This window comes from Pontibacter liquoris (assembly GCF_022758235.1).
GTDB lineage: Bacteria > Bacteroidota > Bacteroidia > Cytophagales > Hymenobacteraceae > Pontibacter > Pontibacter liquoris.
Map to the genome: position 1 here is coordinate 591,919 of NZ_JALEBG010000001.1, position 16,612 is coordinate 608,530.

A 16,612-nucleotide genomic window follows, 5' to 3' on the forward strand; every position below is an offset into this window, starting at 1 on the left:
TTGTCTGGCATTCCTGCTTTCAGGAAAAGAGCAAACACCTCTGTATCTTGCTTTTATTTGGAAAGCGTGCCTTTAAAGTTAGTGAGAAACGCTTTTTATTTAGTGAGATGGTTCTAGAGGCTTGTGTTACAGCGTTTAAAGTCAGAATGGTTAAAACTAAAAGGCAGCAGGGAAAGTAAGTATAGGTTCGTGGAAAATAGTCAGTATCAATCTTTTAACAAAACGAGCACCTATCTATGAAAAGCTTTTATGACTTCAACAGAAGCAACCCGCAGGAGCGGCAGCAACGCAACAGTTTATACCCTGAATTAGCCAACTTTCATTTAGCCCTGCGCGAAGAGTTAAGTGAAGAAGAGTACCAGGCCTTTTACCGTGCCGAGAAAGAAGCCGCCAGGCGCCAGGAAGTCATGTCGAAACCTAAAAAGCACAAATGGATATCCACCTCGTATTAAAAGATGCTTCCTTAGAGTTGGAAGTATGAAAAGGCAAGCTGTACAAAACAGTTTGCCTTTTTGTTTATAGCCACGCCTCAACTTCCGGGTAGCTGCTTATATAATTTCTTTTGATAACGCCTGCCCTGAGTCAAAGTATTTATCTTATCAGAGCTGTTGTAGGATGAGGGCAGCCCCTTCTTCTCCTACCAGCGAACCAATGGCAACGCCCATGCCGCTCAGGCGCACGGCGCAGCTGATGTGCTCGGAAACCTGCTGCACAATGGTTGTTTTCTCACGACCCATGCCCATGATGCCACTCCAGCGGTGCTCAACCTCAAAAGGCGTGTCAGGAAGTATAACCGTCCGGAGCAGTTCCTCCAGCTTTTGCTGCACCAGGGGCGTCAGGCCGAGTTCGGGGGTCGTCTCGGCTGCAAAATCGAGGTTGCGGCCACCACCAAACAATACCCGGTTGCCAATGTTCCGGAAATAATAAAAGCCTTTGTCGTAGTGGAACGTGCCTTTGATCTGAAGCGAAGGAATCGGTTTGGTGACCAGCACCTGCGCCCGTGCCGGCACGACAGAAAGGGCAGGCAAAAGCTGTTGAGCAAACCCATTGGTGGCAACTAGTGCCGCCCGCGCTTGTATAGGTATACCTTGCCGGGTAGTGGCGCTTATACCCTGGTTTTCTTCGTGCAGCGCCAGTACCTCCAGGCCATTAAGCACCAGCACGCCAAGCTGCTGCACTTTCTGGGTGAGCGCCAGGATCATTTTACCCGTATCCAGCTGGCCTTCGGCGGTGCTTTCCAGCAGGTGGTGGACCTGTTTAAAGCCAAAGGTGTCGATCTTGTGATCGGCAGCCCTATAAACGGCAGGTTCTCCGGTTATACTTTGCAGCTGTTTGTTGAGGTAAGGCAGTTGTGCCAGGCACTCGGCATAAAGCGGTTCCTGTTGCGCCTCAAACAGCTCGTAACCTCCCCAACGGTGATAGTCCAGTACGGCATCTCCCAGGTTTTGGCGCAGCCGTTGCAGGCCCCGCCAGCGCCGCTCCACCAAACCAAACACGGCCTCTTCGGAATGATACGCCAGGTCCTCCAACAGCTCCGACGGGCTGCCAAAGCAGGCGAAGCCGGCATTTTTGGAGCTGCCGCCCGTGGGCAGCAAGCCCCGTTCCACCACCATTACTTTGAGCTGCGGCTGATTGGTTTTAAGGTGCAGGGCAGCATTCAGGCCCACAATGCCGCTTCCAATGATCAGTATATCCAACTTGCCGAAATAGGCGTCCCGTTCCCAAAAGCTAAGTTGCATAGGTTAATTGTCCTCGCGGAAAAAAGGATGGTTATAGTTACGGGCTTCTTCCTGGGGTATCCGCTCAAAATGGGTGAGCATAATTTCGCGTTCCCCGCTGTTGAGCCCTTTTACAAAAACGCCTTCGGATGTTTCGTAAACAGCATAGTTGTGGCGGCCGAAAGGGTAGAGGTTATTGCTTTTCAGGATGGTAGCCTGCGTCAGGTCTACCTGCCCGTCCGGGGTTGTTACAAGAAAGCGGCTTTTGCTCATGATGCTTCTAAAATTTTACTCAATATAGCGCTAATTTCATCGGCCTGGTGCATAACCATCAAATGTTCGCCGCCAGGCACTTTAATAATATCGGACCTGTCGTGCAGGGGCAGCACCAGGTCGGCAGTGCCGTGTATCTGAACTATATTGGGTAATACCTCCTGCTGTTGCCAGCCAAGTAACTGCCCCAGAGCCCAGCGTAGAAATACCTCATCCATGTCCAGGATTACGTCCTTGAGCAGGTTTTTTTCCGGTTTGGTATGCGCGCCAAAAAAAGGCGGTGCCAGCGGGTAAATACCCTGCATAAGCTTAAAGGGCAGGTAGCGGTGCAGGTTGGTTTTGCCGAGCACTTTGTAATGCCGGGGCAGCGCCTTACGTGTGGCCAGGCTGGAGAGCAGGATCACTTTGCGGATGGGCATGATCTTGGCCAGCTCAATGGCAACCACCCCGCCAAACGAGAGGCCGAGAAGGATAGGGTTCGGAGTGGTGATCTGTGCCTTAAGCCGTTGCGCATACGCTGCCAGCGGTTCGTCGAGGTGCAGGGGCGGTAACCATTCCACATACTGCTGGGGCAGAAAATCAGGGAGCTTCAAAAACTGGAACATGCGCCAGTCGGCCCCAAGGCCGCTGATAAAGTAAATGGTAGGGTGGGGTGCGGAAGTTGGTGTAAACAAGGCGCCGGTATTTAAAGCGATTTCTCTTCTAACGTTTGTGCCGCTCCTCAGGAACAGCAGCAAAGCAAGAAAAAGAAATAGCGCACGCAAAGCAAATGTAGCCCGCCCTGTTTGGCGGCTGTATAAAGCGACAGGTTTGCGCAGCAAGTATAAAGGCTAGTTCTCAACAGACCGAAATCCTATAAGGGAACATGGTCCCGGCACCAGATCTCCTCTATTCTTATACTTATATCTATACTTTTACTTATAGTAGGCGGGATGCGGAAGCCGGAGAGAGCTGCCAGCATGGAAGGAGTAAAACAGCAAAGGCTGGAAAGAATACGGCAGCATTCTTTCCCGCCTTTAGCCAGACAAAGTATAAAACCAATGAGCAGGATAAGATCAACTCACTACCTCCATTACCCTTTCGTATTCAATAACAGGGGCAGGTGCTTCTTGCGTATACATGCACTGCCACAAGGCGACGGCGCTTGTCGTTGTCAGGTAAAATCCCCATCCGGCTATTCCCATAAACTTAAACCCGTCTTCCAACAGAAATTCCAGTTGACCGCTGTCAGGCAGTATCGCATCAATAACGACCGACAAGCCCAGAAAGCCTAGCGAAGTCAGCAGCACTAAGTAGGAGGTGTTTAAGATGGCATTCCGAAAGTATAGCAGAAAGGCCAGAATCAGGAGCGGGTAAGTGGCCACCACATATATTTCTTTTATTCCAAAAAGTTTCGGTATAACGAGCTCATGTAACATAAAGAAGTCGTCAAAGAGTAGTATAGCCGACAATAAGCCCGCGCAAAATAAAAACAACCTGTTGCGCTTGATGTTTGCCACATTCAGCAACCAGGCACTGAACAAGCAACATGATGCCGCTGCGCACCACAGCAGTATACCAATGTTGGAGAGTAGCCCATAGTAGATTCGTCCTTTAGCTATTACAATAGCATCACGGGTTAAATCGCTTACTTTCACATAGGGCTGTAAGGCAATGGCTGCCAATATTAGCAGGGCGAGCAGGTATAAAAAAGTAACGCCATAGAGGGCCGTTCGCTGCGCGTAGAAGGGTTCTTTTAGTCTCATGGAAGTAAAGGGGGATGACGGTTTTTATAGTATAATGCCTATACGTAATATGTATTTATAGTTATACATATTTTAATAAAAAATTTAACAATTATTTAATATTGAAATATTATGTGTTATAAAATGCTGTATTTCAATAAACTGCATAAGTAGGGTGAGCGTTGTGTTATGGCTAGGGAAGCGTGCGGAGGAAACAGGAGGCAAACAGCAGACGATCTTCAACAAATGGACTGAGAAGGAGGAAACTGTGGAAGATGAGTGGACTCTTTGGAAAGTTGTCCTGGAAATAATGTTCTAAGTATAACCCGAGCTACAGCGGGCGTTTGCCGCCTTCGTGTGAGCGTCTCTGTTTAAACCCGTGGTTGTTTGCCGGCTTCCTGCTTATGGAGCGGCTCTTTTGCCCAGATACCCGCCCAACTGCCGCCCAAGCGGGTGTGTACTTTTCCTTTCACTAAACTCAGGCCGATCACAAGTGCACCTACCAGCATGGCATTTAGCGTAGCGGTTGTGTTATGGTAATTTAGCACCCAGGGGGCCAGCAGCAGCCAGGCGCCCAGCGGAAGACTATAGAGGCGCACCACCCGCGTGGCCTCCCACCACGAGATAGTGGCAAAAGCGGCAATCAGCGGGCCCACAATATAGGCATTGGTTGCAGCGGCCTTATCGGAGCTAAGTATGGCCGGCGATGCCATTAGCCAGATTCCCAGTAGCGCATTGATGATCTGTGCCCACATACTTAAATTACTTTACCCTGTACACTTTTATAACCCCAGAATGCTTTCCACAGCGAAACCCGGGCATCTTTTACCCGGCGCATATACTGCAGGCTGGCCAGCATCTCATCCATAGCCGGCCCAATCATGATCACGGAAATCGCCGCTGAGCAGAGGCAAAGGGTGCACCAGGCATGGTAAAGGACCGGCTGGATCACCACCAGCAAGATGCTGATCATGCCCAGCGGACCTACCAACAGTCCGAACAGGATCACAATCCAGGGCATAGTTTTCCAACGCTTCCTGCCGCCAACAGCCCCTGCAACAGCATCCGAAAGGTAGCCCGCGGCACCCAGCACCGCATCCGGCACGGGCAGCAACTGCGATACACCCGAGGTAAGCACTTTCTGGCTCCCGTTGCCGAAAAAGGGTTCCCAGACGGTGGGGAATACTTTTAGCTGATGCAGCGACAGGTAGGTGGCAATGCCGCACCCGACCAGCGCCAACCCGACAATGGGCAGGCGCTGGCCCCAGGAGGCAGGGTTATAGCTCCAACCGGGTGGAATGCCTTCTTTTCCTTTGTTCATCGTTGCAGTCTGTCAGACCATACCTACGCGAACATGGGGTAGAGGTTAAATTCTGAGCGGGCAGGAGGTTAGGATACTTCTTTTTTGAATTTACTTCCGAAGAAATAATAGACCGGTATGCCCAGGCCTACAATGATGAACCCGGGCCAGGTATAGGCGGGTTTTTCTACCAGCAGAATAAGGCAGATGGCCGATGCCAGCACCACGTACATGGCCGGCAGGACAGGGTACCCCAGCGCTTTGTAAGGGCGGGGCAGGTCCGGACGGCGCACGCGCAGCACAAATACCCCTACAATGGTAAGTATATAAAAGAGCATCACGGCAAATACCACATAGTCCAGCAGGTTGCCGTAGGTGCCCGAAAGGCAGAGCAGGCAGGCCCAGATGCACTGCAGCCAAAGGGCCGCAGCCGGTACTCCGTTTTTATTTAAACGGCCCATGCGGGCAAAGAATAAACCATCTTTTGCAATGGCATAGTATACGCGGGCGCCGGAAAGGATAGCGCCGTTATTACAGCCAAACGTAGAGATCATGATCAGGATAGCAATGGCCACGGTCGCTTTGTAGCCGCCAATAACCGCAGCGGCTGCGGTGCCCACGCGGTTGTTGCTGGCAAAGGCAATTCCTTGTCCTATTACCGTTGGGGCATCAGCCGATCCGTTTAGGGGCAGCACCAGCAGGTATACTACGTTCAGGAGCAGGTATATACCCGTCACAATGGCTGTGCCGATCACCATACTTAATACGATAGTACGTTTGGGGTTCACAATTTCATCGCCTGAGAAGCCGATATTGTTCCACGAATCGGAAGAAAAGAGCGCGCCTACCATTGCAATACCAAACGCTGCGATCAGCGCCGAACTGGTCGGGAGGGCAGCGGTCGTGCCGGCACCTTCCCAGAAATTGGTAAAGTTGGCTGTAACGGCGGTTTCATTTACGCCAAAGAGCAGGCCCGAAAGTATAAGCCCGAACAAAGCAATAAGTTTGGTGCTGCTGAAGATGTTCTGGATCAGTTTGCCTCTTTTAACCCCGTTGGCATTACTGTAGGTGAGAAAGATGATACTGCTGATGGCCAGCAACTGCAGCGAGGTAAACCGGAGCGGACCAACTTCAAACAACACGTTCTGGTCGCTGAACCAGGGAATGAGCACACCGGTGAAGCTGGCAAATGCCACGGCCACGGCCGCGATCACACCTGTCTGGATCACCAGGAACAAGGTCCAGCCATATAAAAAAGCCACCATTTTATTGTAAGCTTCCTTCAGGTACACATACTGGCCGCCCACGTTGGGGAACATCGCCGAAAGCTCGCCATAACTGATTGCCCCCACCATGGTCAGGAAACCGGATATGAGCCATACCAGCAGCATGTTGGCCGGTGTTGTAACCGTGCGCGAAATATCCGCAGTTACAATAAAGATCCCTGATCCGATCATACTTCCTGTCACCAGCATGATTCCGTCGAAAAGGGTAATCTCGCGTTTAAACCCGCTTTTGTGTTCGGTGTGCTGCTGCAGTTTAGAGTCTTCTGTGGTTTGCATAGTTGTTTGTGCCTTTTACAAAGCTACATTTTTTTAGAAAGATAGATTCTTTTCGTGAAAGCAGGAAGCAGCAGCAGCAAGCAGTATTTTTCACAAGCCCCATTATGGCCGCAAGCAGGGGGATAAGCCAATAAATGCTCAGAAAAATTATAGGCTATTCATCTGCTAGAATACGCCTTTCACGGGTAAATTTAGGTAGTTGGTATAATTCAGTAGTAATACATGTAACAGTACCTTGCATCGCATAGTACTGTATAGTATATTTGTTACATCAAAAAGAAGTTAAAAACTTAAAATTTAAAGCCATGAAAATCTTAGCCATTCTTTCCGTTTATTTATTTGGTTTCGGCCTTGTTTGCCAAGAAACAACTCGTGTAGAGCAGCCAAAAGCACACGTTGTAAAACAGGTAGTTGCTGCTTCAGCAGCTAAAGTAGAAGCACCCGTAATGGATGTTTTGCTCGATACTGTAGAGATCTCCGTTACAGCTCCGGTTGCCATTGCCAGCGCCAAATAAGGCGCAGGCAGCAGGGTTGTCTCCCTGCCAGCGTTGTTCTTTTCATGTTGCCTGACCACGGGCATGCAGCGGGCATGCCCCCATTAGCTACTCCTGTTCTGCCGCATGCCTTGCGGGCCAGAAAAGAAGCAAAGTATAATCCAGTCCTCTTTACATGAGCAGGCGCTATGGTTCACAGGAATGCTTTAGTCAAAGGCCATTACAGCTGCCACACCAGGCGCAGGATGCGTAATTCGCAAGCGTAAGTATAGAGGAAGAGTCTCTCAGGCTTTTGCCGTTTTCAGGCATTGGGCCAGCCAGGTAACCGCGTTTGCACGATTATCAAAATTCTGCATTTGTAGCAAAGGAAGGACGCGCTGCTTCAGGTCACGCGCGGAGAGCCGGCTGAACATGTTCTCGGAGTAGACGTGTGCCATGCAGCGGAGCCCTAAATGTACGACCTGCGGAGCCCACTCAAACTCCAGCCAATCGTTTGCATCCGACCAATCGCCTGTCACCTCACTCTTATCATTTAACAACCCACGCAGCGGGGTTTTGACCAGCAGCTTGGCATATAGCTTGGCAGCGGTCACAATATCGTCGGCGGTAAGATGGCCGTGCCATTTCGCCTCTATGCTGTGGTAATGTTTCAGAAACTCCACAAAGGTGTCTCCTGCCACGTTCGTGAGCGAAACAGAAGCAGGCCAGGCGGCTACCAGTTCGGTAAATTCACAGTAATAAGTAGAAGGGATAGGGTGCGTTTTCATGATAACCTGCCCGGTATGAAACAACAGCGGACGCAGCGCTATATATACGAATCCCACCTAATAAACTCCCGGAAAGGCAACGATATTACGTGTAGCCTGCTACAGGCAGGGTGAACCGGGTTGTTTTGTGTAATTTATTGATTCCTAGAAAGTATGCGCCTGGCGTTTTACAGGTTGCTGCTCAGGTAAGGTGGGTCTGCTGAACGGCAGTGGCAGTTAGCTAGTTTTCTACGCGTATCGCTTTGGCCGTTGCGCTTATACTATCTCCTTTCAGCGGGCTGCCTTCCAGCCAGGCTGCAACAGTAAGGCCTTTGCGCAGTTGTTCCCTTTGTACTGCCTCTCCTTTAGTGTCTTCCATCAGGGTACTTTTGTCTACTGTTATACTTGCCTGTTTAGCGGGCACCTCCAGGCCCTCCACCGAGGCTACATGTAGCACAAGCATTTCTGTTTTCTCCTGGCCTGCTGTTATTTCGCTGATGGTGCCGCGCACATCGGGCAGTGTATCGGGCATGCGTTTGGGTTGCTTCCCCCGGCAGCCGGCCAGTGCAAGCAAAAGCAGGAGCAGTATGCCGTATTGCTGAAAAATTTTCATTTAACTAGCTATTTGAGCCCGGTTTAAAAACTGATGCAGGGGCGTTACCTGTTTATACAATGCCAGCAGCTTTTCGGCAAAGTCAGGCTGCTGTACCTCCTGGTCTGTAAAAAAGTGCAGCGCCTGGTAGCCGTCATACTTCAGCAGGTCAATGGCCGGGTGCGTGTGGGCATAGCCTTTGGGTGCCGACTTGCGCTGTACGCCTTGCAGGCCGCCGAACTGCGCTTTAAAGCCCGGCTCTGCCAGAATAGCTTCCAGCTCGCCGGGGCTGTAGTCTATTTCTTCCCGAATGCGCTGCAATTGCGCCGGAGAAGGACGCCGGATACCGCCGCCTGCCCGCGACTTACCGCCCGGCTCCAGAATGACGACGTAATTGGCAAAGGCCGAGTGGCGCCCGCCCGGCGAGATACCCGCTGCAAAATGCCCTTTATAGGGTGGCTCTCCTTTTTTAGAAAAATCGTTTTTATTGATCCGAAAGATTGATGCCGCTGCAGTGGTGGCGTGCAGCGCAGGATCGAGGGTTTTAAGTTGCGCGAGCAGGAAGTTTACCAGGTCGGTAAAGTCGTTTTTTGCCCGGATATAGTCCTGGCGGTGCAGATCCATCCAGTCCTTGCTGTTGTTTTGCTGTAGCTCCTCTAAAAAGGTCAGGATAGCAGGTAGGTTCATCGGAAGGGAGCAGTTTTTTACTTGGGCGTCTTGGCTTTAAACCAAAAGATCCCGACTGCAACGATAATTAACAGGAGTATGATCAGCATGAAAGTCATAAGCGTGTCTTTATAGGTCCTGTTCTTTCTACTCTATAAAAAGTCCGCTTGTTGCATGCCGCACCACCAGCGCTTCTTTAAGTTTACTATAAAAACAAAGCGCCGTGCTAGGCCACGCGCAGGATGGTGTTGTCGAGCAGGGCCTGGCGGATCTGGGTTTCGGAGGTGTAGTAAGACAGGAAGTCGCCGCGGCGGGGCTGCACCGTGCGTGGTTCCTGGAGCTGCACCACTTTGGCCCGCTTGCCCACGGTTAGCAGCCCGATACCACGGTGCTGGCAGGTCATGATCAAGTGGGTGGCCAGTGGGTTATGACGGAAAACAAGGCTGCTGATTGAGATGCCCAGCCATTGCTCGTTTGCCGGCGTGTGCTTCAGCTCACCTACCAGATGCGCTATTTTGCGCTTTAGATAGAGTTTCTCCAGCACCGAGTGCAGTATAAAACCACCAATGCCGGCCATAAAAGGCAGCACGTATAAGGCTGCCACAAGGCCGGTTAACTTAGCAGCAAGCACACCAAAGGCAACCAACCCTAAGGCGGTCATATAACGGAACCTGCTAAGCCCCTTTTTCTTATAGCGGGTTAACAACAGCGCTATTTTTTCAGAGAGTTGCGTGTTAAGGGTGGCGACAAACAGGCTGTTGTCTGCCTTTTTAAGTGCCAGCAGGCCATCGGCAGTAGCATGCTGTTTGGTGGTTTCCTGCTTGCCTATCAGAATACCGGCGGTGTTATGGCGGACACAATAGTAGGCGTGCAGGTAGTCATAAGCAAAGTCTTCAATGTTGCTTTCTTGGGAGGTAGGCATATAGAACGCGGTTAAAAGTCGGGCGTAATTAAGTAAGGCAACAGGCTGACAGACTTGCAGGCTTCTGCTTTTGCAGCTTTTCCTAAGGTCTTTACGGAAAAGAGACGTACCGCTCCGGGATAATCTCCATGCTTTGCGCTTTCACAAACATAGCTTTTGGGCGATTTAAATGCAATGGAATTCATCGTTTTTTCATACGTTTAGCAGGGCGCAAAGCAGGTCGGGTAAAATACAGCGGCAGATTTTATGTATAAACAAGCCGGAACCGGAACACGCCGGTGCATTGCCGGGTTCCGGTTGTTTATCTGAACAGGGCATATTTCTGTCAGGAGAAGGCAACGGGCATGTGCGGGCGCACTAAAAATTTTATAGCTTTACAAGGCAGCTGCGCTGCTGCCTCTTAGACCGCGTGAAACATATACTATGAAAAAGCACTCTTTGCTATTCCGAACCCTCCGGATCCTGCCCCTGTTGCTCGTTTTATTACAGCCGCTGCAGGCGCAAACGCCGGCCAAACACCCGGCCGGCAGCGTGCTGCAGGACCTCAAAAAGCTGCAGGTGCTGGGCTCGGTGCTGTATGTGGCCGCGCACCCCGACGATGAGAACACCCGCCTGATCGCGTACCTGAGCAACGAAAAACTATACAACACCGGCTACCTGGCCATAACGCGCGGCGATGGCGGGCAAAACCTGATCGGCCCGGAAATTCGCGAAGACCTGGGCATTATCCGCACGCAGGAGCTGCTGCAGGCCCGGCGTGTAGACGGTGGCCACCAGTTCTTTACCCGCGCCAACGACTTTGGCTTTTCTAAAAATCCGGAAGAAACCTTTACTATCTGGGATAAAGAGCAGGTGCTGGCCGACATGGTCTGGGTGATCCGCAAATTCCGGCCCGATGTCATGATTACCCGCTTCCCGCCAGATGAGCGCGCCGGTCACGGCCACCACACCGCCTCGGCCATACTTGCCGCCGAAGCATTTGACGCCGCCGGCGACGCAAGGCGCTTTCCCGAGCAACTGAAATATGTGGAAGTATGGCAGCCCAGGCGCCTGTTCTGGAACACGGGCGTATGGTCGTTTAAAAGCCAGGAGGAGTTTGAAAAGTTTGGCAAAGACCTGCTTAAAATAGATGTGGGCGGTTATAATCCGCTGTTGGGCAAATCCTATGGCGAGTTGGCCGCCGAAAGCCGCAGCATGCACAAAAGCCAGGGTTTCGGATCCTCGGGGAGCCGGGGCAGTGCGCTGGAATATTTTCAGCTGGTAAAAGGCGACAAAGCCACGCAAAGCCTGCTGGAGGGTGTGAACACCACCTGGAGCCGTGTGAAGGGCGGCGAAAAAGTGCAGAAACTGCTGCAGAAAGCCATCGATACCTATCAACCAGCTCAGTCGGCGGCAGTAGTGCCGACGCTATTAGCTGCAAAAAAAGAACTCGACAAATTGCCCGACAGCTACTGGAAACAAGTGAAAGCAGAAGAACTGCAGGACGTGTTGCAGGAAGCGATGGGCTTATACCTGGAGGTTACCGCAAACGATTATGCCGCTACGCCCGGTGGGGAGGTAAAACTGCAGATCGAAGCCATTAACCGCTCTGCCCTGCCAGTTACGTTGAAGCACGTGCGCTACGCTTTTGCCTCCAAAGACACGACACTCAACTATAACCTGCCGGATAACGAGCCGCTAAAGTATAGCACTGCTGCTACGCTGCCGGCTAGTATGCCGTATTCGCAGCCTTACTGGCTCCGCAAGCCGGGCACGCTGGGTATGTTCGCCATCGAAAACCAACAGGAGGTGGGCATGCCCGAAAATGCGCCTGCCGCGCAGGTAGCCTTCGAGCTGCAGGTAACAGGCCAGCCGCTTACTGTAACCGTGCCGGTGGTATACAAACGCACCGATCCGGTAGCCGGCGAAGTATACCGCCCTTTTATCGTGACGCCGCCCGTTTTTGTAAACGTTACCGAGAAAGTATACATGTTTGCCAGCCAGGAGCCCAAACCGGTGCAGGTGCTGGTAAAGGCCGGCCGTGAAAACCTGGCCGGCAGCCTGCAACTGCAGGTACCACAAGGCTGGCGCACCGAGCCTGCTTCGGTGCCCTTCACCCTGAAAGAAAAAGGAGGGGAGCTGCTGGTGCGGTTTATGGTCTACCCGCCGCAGGGCCAGCAGGAAGCTCAGTTGCAGGCGGTTGCTACCGTAGATGGCAAGAACTACAGCCAGGAGCTCAAAGAGATCAACTACAGCCACATACCGGCGCAGGTCAAATTTCCGGATGCGACGGCAAAGATCGTGAAGCTCGATCTTAAAAAGCAGGGCCAGCAGATCGGCTACATCATGGGCGCCGGCGACGAGATTCCGGCTAGCCTGCAGCAGATCGGCTATAACGTGACGCTGCTGGGTGACCAGGACATGCGCCTGAGCCGCCTGCAGCAGTATGATGCCATTATTGTGGGCGTGCGCGCCTACAACACCGTGGGTCGTTTGAAATTCTGGCAACCGGTACTATTGGAGTACGTCAAGAACGGCGGCAACATGATCGTGCAGTATAACAACAATTCCGGGCTCGTAACGCCTAACATTGCACCGTACCCGCTCAAGTTGTCCCGCGACCGGGTGACGGTGGAAGATGCGCCGGTACGTTTTCTGGCCCCTGGTCACCCGGTTCTCAACACACCTAACAAGATCACGCAGCAGGATTTCTCGGGATGGGTGCAGGAGCGCGGCACTTACTTTGCCAACGAGTGGAGCAACGATTTTGTGCCAATCCTATCGTCTAATGATCCCGGCGAAGCGCCTGCGAACGGAGGGTTACTGGTAGCGCTCTATGGCAAGGGAAACTACATCTACACGGGCTATGCGTTCTTCCGGGAGCTGCCTGCCGGCGTGCCGGGTGCCTACCGCTTGTTTGCCAACCTAATCTCGTTGGGGAAGAACAACAGCGACAGGAACAGCAAGGCAGCCAAATAAAGGCATTCGTTTTAGACAATAGACCTCGCAGCGTGCGCAGCTCCTGCGAGTGTCTGAAGACCGTCAGCCGAGGTATGGCAGGGGCTGTGTAGTCCGAAAAGTAGCTGATGCAGCTTGAAAGTCCTTTGTACGAATCGCCATTAGTAACAACATCGATATGGAAGAAAAAGAACAACAGCCTGTAGATACTGAACCGGCACTCTGGAAGCCTCCTTTCTTTAAAAGCTGGGCAGGGATGTACTGGCTGGTGCTGGGCAACCTGGCTTTTATAATCATCCTGTTTTACATCATTACCAAAGTATACGAATGAGACCACTTGACTGGATCGTGCTCCTGGGCACCCTGGGCTTTATCGTGATCTACGGGGTATGGAAAACCCGGGGCAGTACGGATATCGAAGGCTACCTGAAAGGCGACAACAGCATGAAATGGTGGACCATTGGACTGTCTGTAATGGCCACACAGGCCAGCGCCATCACCTTCCTTTCCACGCCTGGCCAGGCTTACGAAGACGGGATGCGCTTTGTGCAGTTCTACTTCGGGCTCCCCATTGCCATGGTCATCATCTCCATCACGGTTATCCCCATTTTTTACCGGCTCAATGTATACACCGCTTACGAGTTTCTGGAGAACCGCTTCGACTTGAAGACGCGCACCCTGGCGGCCCTGCTGTTTTTGGTGCAGCGCGGGCTGGCAGCCGGCATCACCATCTACGCGCCAGCCATTATTCTTTCCACCATGCTGGGCTGGTCCCTGACGGTAACGATCCTTGTGATTGGGATGCTGGTAATCATCTACACGGTCTCCGGGGGCACCAAAGCCGTGAGCGTTACCCAAAAGCAGCAAATGGCCGTGATGATTGGCGGTATGCTGGTGGCCGGTATTATGGTGGTTCATTACCTGCCCCAGGACGTGAGCCTGGGCGATGCCGTGGCGGTGGCCGGTAAAATGGGCAAGATGAATGTGGTGGATTTTTCCTTCGACTGGAACGACCGCTATAACTTCTGGTCCGGCATAACGGGCGGCCTTTTCCTGGCGCTGTCTTATTTTGGTACTGATCAAAGCCAGGTAGCCCGTTACCTGGGCGGCAAATCCGTAACCGAAAGCCGGCTGGGGCTGCTCTTCAACGGACTGCTCAAGATACCCATGCAATTCATGATTTTGTTCATTGGTGTGATGGTATTTGTGTTCTACCAGTTCAACCAACCGCCGGTATTCTTTAACGAGGGCGTTAAAAGCAAGGTATATGCCACGCCCTATGCCGGTGAGCTGCGGGCCCTGGAAACCACGTATAGTGCCGCTTTTGCAGAACAAAAGCAAGGCGTGCAAGACCTGGTTGTTGCTTTAAAGACCGACAACGAAGCCGACATTGCTGCAGCCAAAACAAAAGTCACCAATCTTACGGCCGCTACCAAGGCGGTGCGGGAAGAGGCGATCGGGGTGATTAAAAAAGCTGCGCCCGAAGCGGAAACCCGCGACACGGACTACGTTTTTATCTCTTTTGTGATGAAATACTTGCCGGCCGGTCTGGTGGGGCTGTTGCTGGCCGTGATCTTCTCGGCGGCTATGTCGTCCTCGTCGTCGGAACTGAATGCACTTGCCTCCACCACCGTGGTAGACCTCTACAAACGTTCGGTGAAGCCGTTTGGCGATGCCACTCATTACCTGAATGCCTCCAAATTATTTACCGTCGCGTGGGGACTCATCGCCGTGCTTTTCGCCATTTATGCCTCGTTGCTCGACAACCTGATCCAAGCCGTTAATATCGTGGGTTCCATCTTTTATGGCACCATACTCGGCATTTTTCTGGTAGCTTTTTACTTCAAACACATCCGAGGCAACGCTGTTTTCTGGGCAGCCGTGCTGGCCGAGCTGGTGGTGCTTTACTGCCATTTCTACACGTCCATCGCTTTTCTGTGGTTTAACGTGATCGGCTGTGGCTGCGTGATCCTGTTCGGCTTTATCCTTCAGGCTGTGTTGGGTAAAAAGAAAGAATTGGTGGCGCAGTAGGTGATTAGGTCAATGGAGTTGCTAGCGCAAGCAGCCAGAAAGCTTGAGAACAGAAATAGTTAATGCTACAGCTTCCTGAAGTATAAGCGATGTCGTACCGGGGCCAACCATCCCTGCCCCTCAGAGCTACGCTCGCTAGCTTCGAACCCGCGTTCTGGCTAGTCTAAGGAGGGGAGTCTGTTGTTAGTACTTGTGAAGTATAAGCGGTGTAATTTAGGCTTCATCAGCTTTCCACCAAGATCCTTTCAGGATGACAAAAAGAAAGAGGCTGGAGAGTAAGTTTATTCTGGAGTCAAAGTATAAACAGCATAGTTTAGGAGAAAGAAGAACATCCCCCTACCCCCTTCAAAGGGGGACTTGGTATAAGTTGCAAAGCAAAGAACAGCAGCTATCGAAAGATTCCCAGTCCTTGGGTTGAGCGCCTTGGTGTGTTGCGGTGCCGCGCATGCGGCAGCCCGCTAGGGCAGCTTCACGCCACAGCGCGAAACGCAAGGACGAGCCCCCGCGGGCTTGGAGCGCTCCAAAGCAAAAGATGAAACAAGGCAAGTATAAGACTGCGGAATACAGCTCACTACCAAGTATAGCTGGAATATTATACTTGAAAATCAGTTGCTAACAAAGTATAGCCGAAGTATAAAACCGAACAGCAACCAGCTCAACCCCTAACCATACTTCAATAATCTGCAAATAAACCCAGACCCGCTACCGTGGCTTCCTTCCCGCCACAATATAAACCAAACTCCCCCCAGCCGACACATACTCCTCGTTCTGTAGCTTCTGTTTCAGGGTGATCTTGTTGTAAAGCAGCTTTTGCCAGTAGGCGTCAAACTTCTCTTTTTCGCCGCCGCCGGCCAGGTAATAGTTCAGGTTGTCCTGGTAATCGTAGCCCATGGCCTCGGTTTCCACCCATTGCAGCATCTGTTCCACGCGCAGCATCTTCTCCTGCGTGTCGTAGGGTGGAATAATACTCAGGGCTTTATCCGATATCCATACTTTTGTGTCCAGCAGGCCGGCTTTTAAGTATAGATCGGGGATCACGTCGCCCAGCGAGTTAAAGCCTTCGCCCAGATTCTTCTTGCCTTTTTCGATGCGTAGTTTTATTTCCAGCACATCCAGCGTGCTCTCCACATCAAAATCCGTTTCACCATAGCGGTCGAACATCAGGTTAGGCACCAGGTTGTTGGGCTCCAGGGCCAGGATCCAGCCGCCGGGCTTCGTTACCCGGATCATCTCCTCAATGACGCGCTGCGGATTTTTAACATGAATCAGCAGGGTCTGGCAAAGCGTGAGGTCGGCAATGTTGTCGGGCAGCGGAATGTCGGTGGCGTTCCCCACTTTAAACTCATAGTTGATCTTGTTATGCCCGTACAGGCTGTGCGCGCGCTGCTGGGCCTCCTCAATGTAGCCGGGCTCGTAATCCACGCCATACACGGTAGCGCCGTCGGGCAGGTACCTGGAAAATTTAAAGCCCATCATGCCCTTGCCGCAGCCAATGTCTACCAACGTGCGGGTATAAGGCAGGTAGAGGCGGTTGGCCAGCAGCTCCAGGTAATCATCGTTCCACCAGTACTCACGGGCGGGACCTAAATGTTCTTCCGAATGTTTTTTTTCTTCGTTCTCTTTCAACAAGGTATGCTATAGTGGTGA

The 16,612-nt window shown here is 51.9% G+C and carries 18 protein-coding genes; 5 read left to right on the top strand and 13 right to left on the bottom strand.

What is annotated here, in order from left to right:
* The first annotated feature begins 236 nt into the window (after positions 1-236).
* Positions 237-452, top strand: coding sequence for a hypothetical protein (locus LWL52_RS02405; RefSeq protein WP_242916568.1), 216 nt, complete (start codon positions 237-239; stop codon positions 450-452).
* 147 nt (positions 453-599) lie between these two features.
* On the opposite strand, the gene LWL52_RS02410 is transcribed toward LWL52_RS02405, so the two are convergent.
* The 7 genes from LWL52_RS02410 to LWL52_RS02440 all read right to left on the bottom strand — a co-directional run bounded on the left by LWL52_RS02410 (position 600) and on the right by LWL52_RS02440 (position 6,577).
* The gene (locus LWL52_RS02410; RefSeq protein WP_242916570.1) at positions 600-1,739 is read right to left on the bottom strand and encodes an NAD(P)/FAD-dependent oxidoreductase; all 1,140 of its coding nucleotides are present in this window, start codon (positions 1,737-1,739) and stop codon (positions 600-602) included.
* 3 nt (positions 1,740-1,742) lie between these two features.
* Positions 1,743-1,991 carry a hypothetical protein gene (locus tag LWL52_RS02415; protein ID WP_242916572.1) on the bottom strand — a complete coding sequence of 83 codons (249 nt, stop codon included), beginning with the start codon at positions 1,989-1,991 and terminating at the stop codon, positions 1,743-1,745.
* A complete protein-coding gene (locus LWL52_RS02420) occupies positions 1,988-2,665 on the bottom strand; it encodes an alpha/beta fold hydrolase (RefSeq protein ID WP_242916574.1) in 678 nt (225 codons plus the stop codon). The genes LWL52_RS02415 and LWL52_RS02420 overlap by 4 nt, the downstream gene beginning before the upstream one ends.
* 381 nt (positions 2,666-3,046) lie before the next feature.
* Entirely contained in the window at positions 3,047-3,736 is a 690-nt protein-coding gene (locus tag LWL52_RS02425; protein ID WP_242916576.1) for a DUF8692 domain-containing protein, read from the bottom strand.
* Positions 3,737-4,086: 350 nt separating this feature from the next.
* The gene (locus LWL52_RS02430) at positions 4,087-4,470 is read right to left on the bottom strand and encodes an SPW repeat domain-containing protein (protein WP_242916578.1); all 384 of its coding nucleotides are present in this window, start codon (positions 4,468-4,470) and stop codon (positions 4,087-4,089) included.
* Positions 4,471-4,472: 2 nt separating this feature from the next.
* Complete coding sequence (locus tag LWL52_RS02435) at positions 4,473-5,036, bottom strand: vitamin K epoxide reductase family protein (RefSeq protein ID WP_242916580.1); 564 nt, start codon at positions 5,034-5,036, stop codon at positions 4,473-4,475.
* A 68-nt stretch (positions 5,037-5,104) separates the two neighbouring features.
* Positions 5,105-6,577: an APC family permease gene (locus tag LWL52_RS02440; RefSeq protein ID WP_242916582.1), complete on the bottom strand. Its 1,473-nt coding sequence runs from the start codon at positions 6,575-6,577 to the stop codon at positions 5,105-5,107.
* 305 nt (positions 6,578-6,882) lie between these two features.
* Here LWL52_RS02440 and LWL52_RS02445 point away from each other — a divergent pair, with 305 nt between their 5' ends.
* The gene (locus LWL52_RS02445; protein ID WP_242916584.1) at positions 6,883-7,092 is read left to right on the top strand and encodes a hypothetical protein; all 210 of its coding nucleotides are present in this window, start codon (positions 6,883-6,885) and stop codon (positions 7,090-7,092) included.
* Positions 7,093-7,355: 263 nt separating this feature from the next.
* On the opposite strand, the gene LWL52_RS02450 is transcribed toward LWL52_RS02445, so the two are convergent.
* The 5 genes from LWL52_RS02450 to LWL52_RS02470 form a co-directional block, all read right to left on the bottom strand.
* A complete protein-coding gene (locus tag LWL52_RS02450; protein ID WP_242916586.1) occupies positions 7,356-7,838 on the bottom strand; it encodes an STAS/SEC14 domain-containing protein in 483 nt (160 codons plus the stop codon).
* Positions 7,839-8,058: 220 nt separating this feature from the next.
* Positions 8,059-8,430 (bottom strand): hypothetical protein, encoded by a 372-nt coding sequence (locus LWL52_RS02455; protein WP_242916588.1) that lies wholly within the window; start codon positions 8,428-8,430, stop codon positions 8,059-8,061.
* On the bottom strand, positions 8,431-9,096 hold the full coding sequence (locus LWL52_RS02460) for a DUF2461 domain-containing protein (protein ID WP_242916590.1): 666 nt from the start codon (positions 9,094-9,096) through the stop codon (positions 8,431-8,433).
* 205 nt (positions 9,097-9,301) lie between these two features.
* Positions 9,302-9,997 (bottom strand): hypothetical protein, encoded by a 696-nt coding sequence (locus LWL52_RS02465; RefSeq protein WP_242916592.1) that lies wholly within the window; start codon positions 9,995-9,997, stop codon positions 9,302-9,304.
* A gap of 11 nt (positions 9,998-10,008) precedes the next feature.
* Positions 10,009-10,182: a hypothetical protein gene (locus tag LWL52_RS02470; RefSeq protein ID WP_242916594.1), complete on the bottom strand. Its 174-nt coding sequence runs from the start codon at positions 10,180-10,182 to the stop codon at positions 10,009-10,011.
* 238 nt (positions 10,183-10,420) lie between these two features.
* Between LWL52_RS02470 and LWL52_RS02475 the strand changes: the two genes are divergently transcribed.
* The 3 genes from LWL52_RS02475 to LWL52_RS02485 all read left to right on the top strand — a co-directional run bounded on the left by LWL52_RS02475 (position 10,421) and on the right by LWL52_RS02485 (position 14,965).
* Positions 10,421-12,955, top strand: coding sequence for a PIG-L family deacetylase (locus tag LWL52_RS02475; RefSeq protein WP_242916596.1), 2,535 nt, complete (start codon positions 10,421-10,423; stop codon positions 12,953-12,955).
* Positions 12,956-13,112: 157 nt separating this feature from the next.
* Positions 13,113-13,265 carry a hypothetical protein gene (locus tag LWL52_RS02480; protein WP_242916598.1) on the top strand — a complete coding sequence of 51 codons (153 nt, stop codon included), beginning with the start codon at positions 13,113-13,115 and terminating at the stop codon, positions 13,263-13,265.
* The gene (locus LWL52_RS02485) at positions 13,262-14,965 is read left to right on the top strand and encodes a sodium:solute symporter family protein (protein ID WP_242916600.1); all 1,704 of its coding nucleotides are present in this window, start codon (positions 13,262-13,264) and stop codon (positions 14,963-14,965) included. The genes LWL52_RS02480 and LWL52_RS02485 overlap by 4 nt, the downstream gene beginning before the upstream one ends.
* 702 nt (positions 14,966-15,667) lie before the next feature.
* Here the strand turns inward: LWL52_RS02485 and LWL52_RS02490 are convergent.
* On the bottom strand, positions 15,668-16,591 hold the full coding sequence (locus LWL52_RS02490) for a class I SAM-dependent methyltransferase (protein WP_242916602.1): 924 nt from the start codon (positions 16,589-16,591) through the stop codon (positions 15,668-15,670).
* Positions 16,592-16,612: the final 21 nt, after the last annotated feature.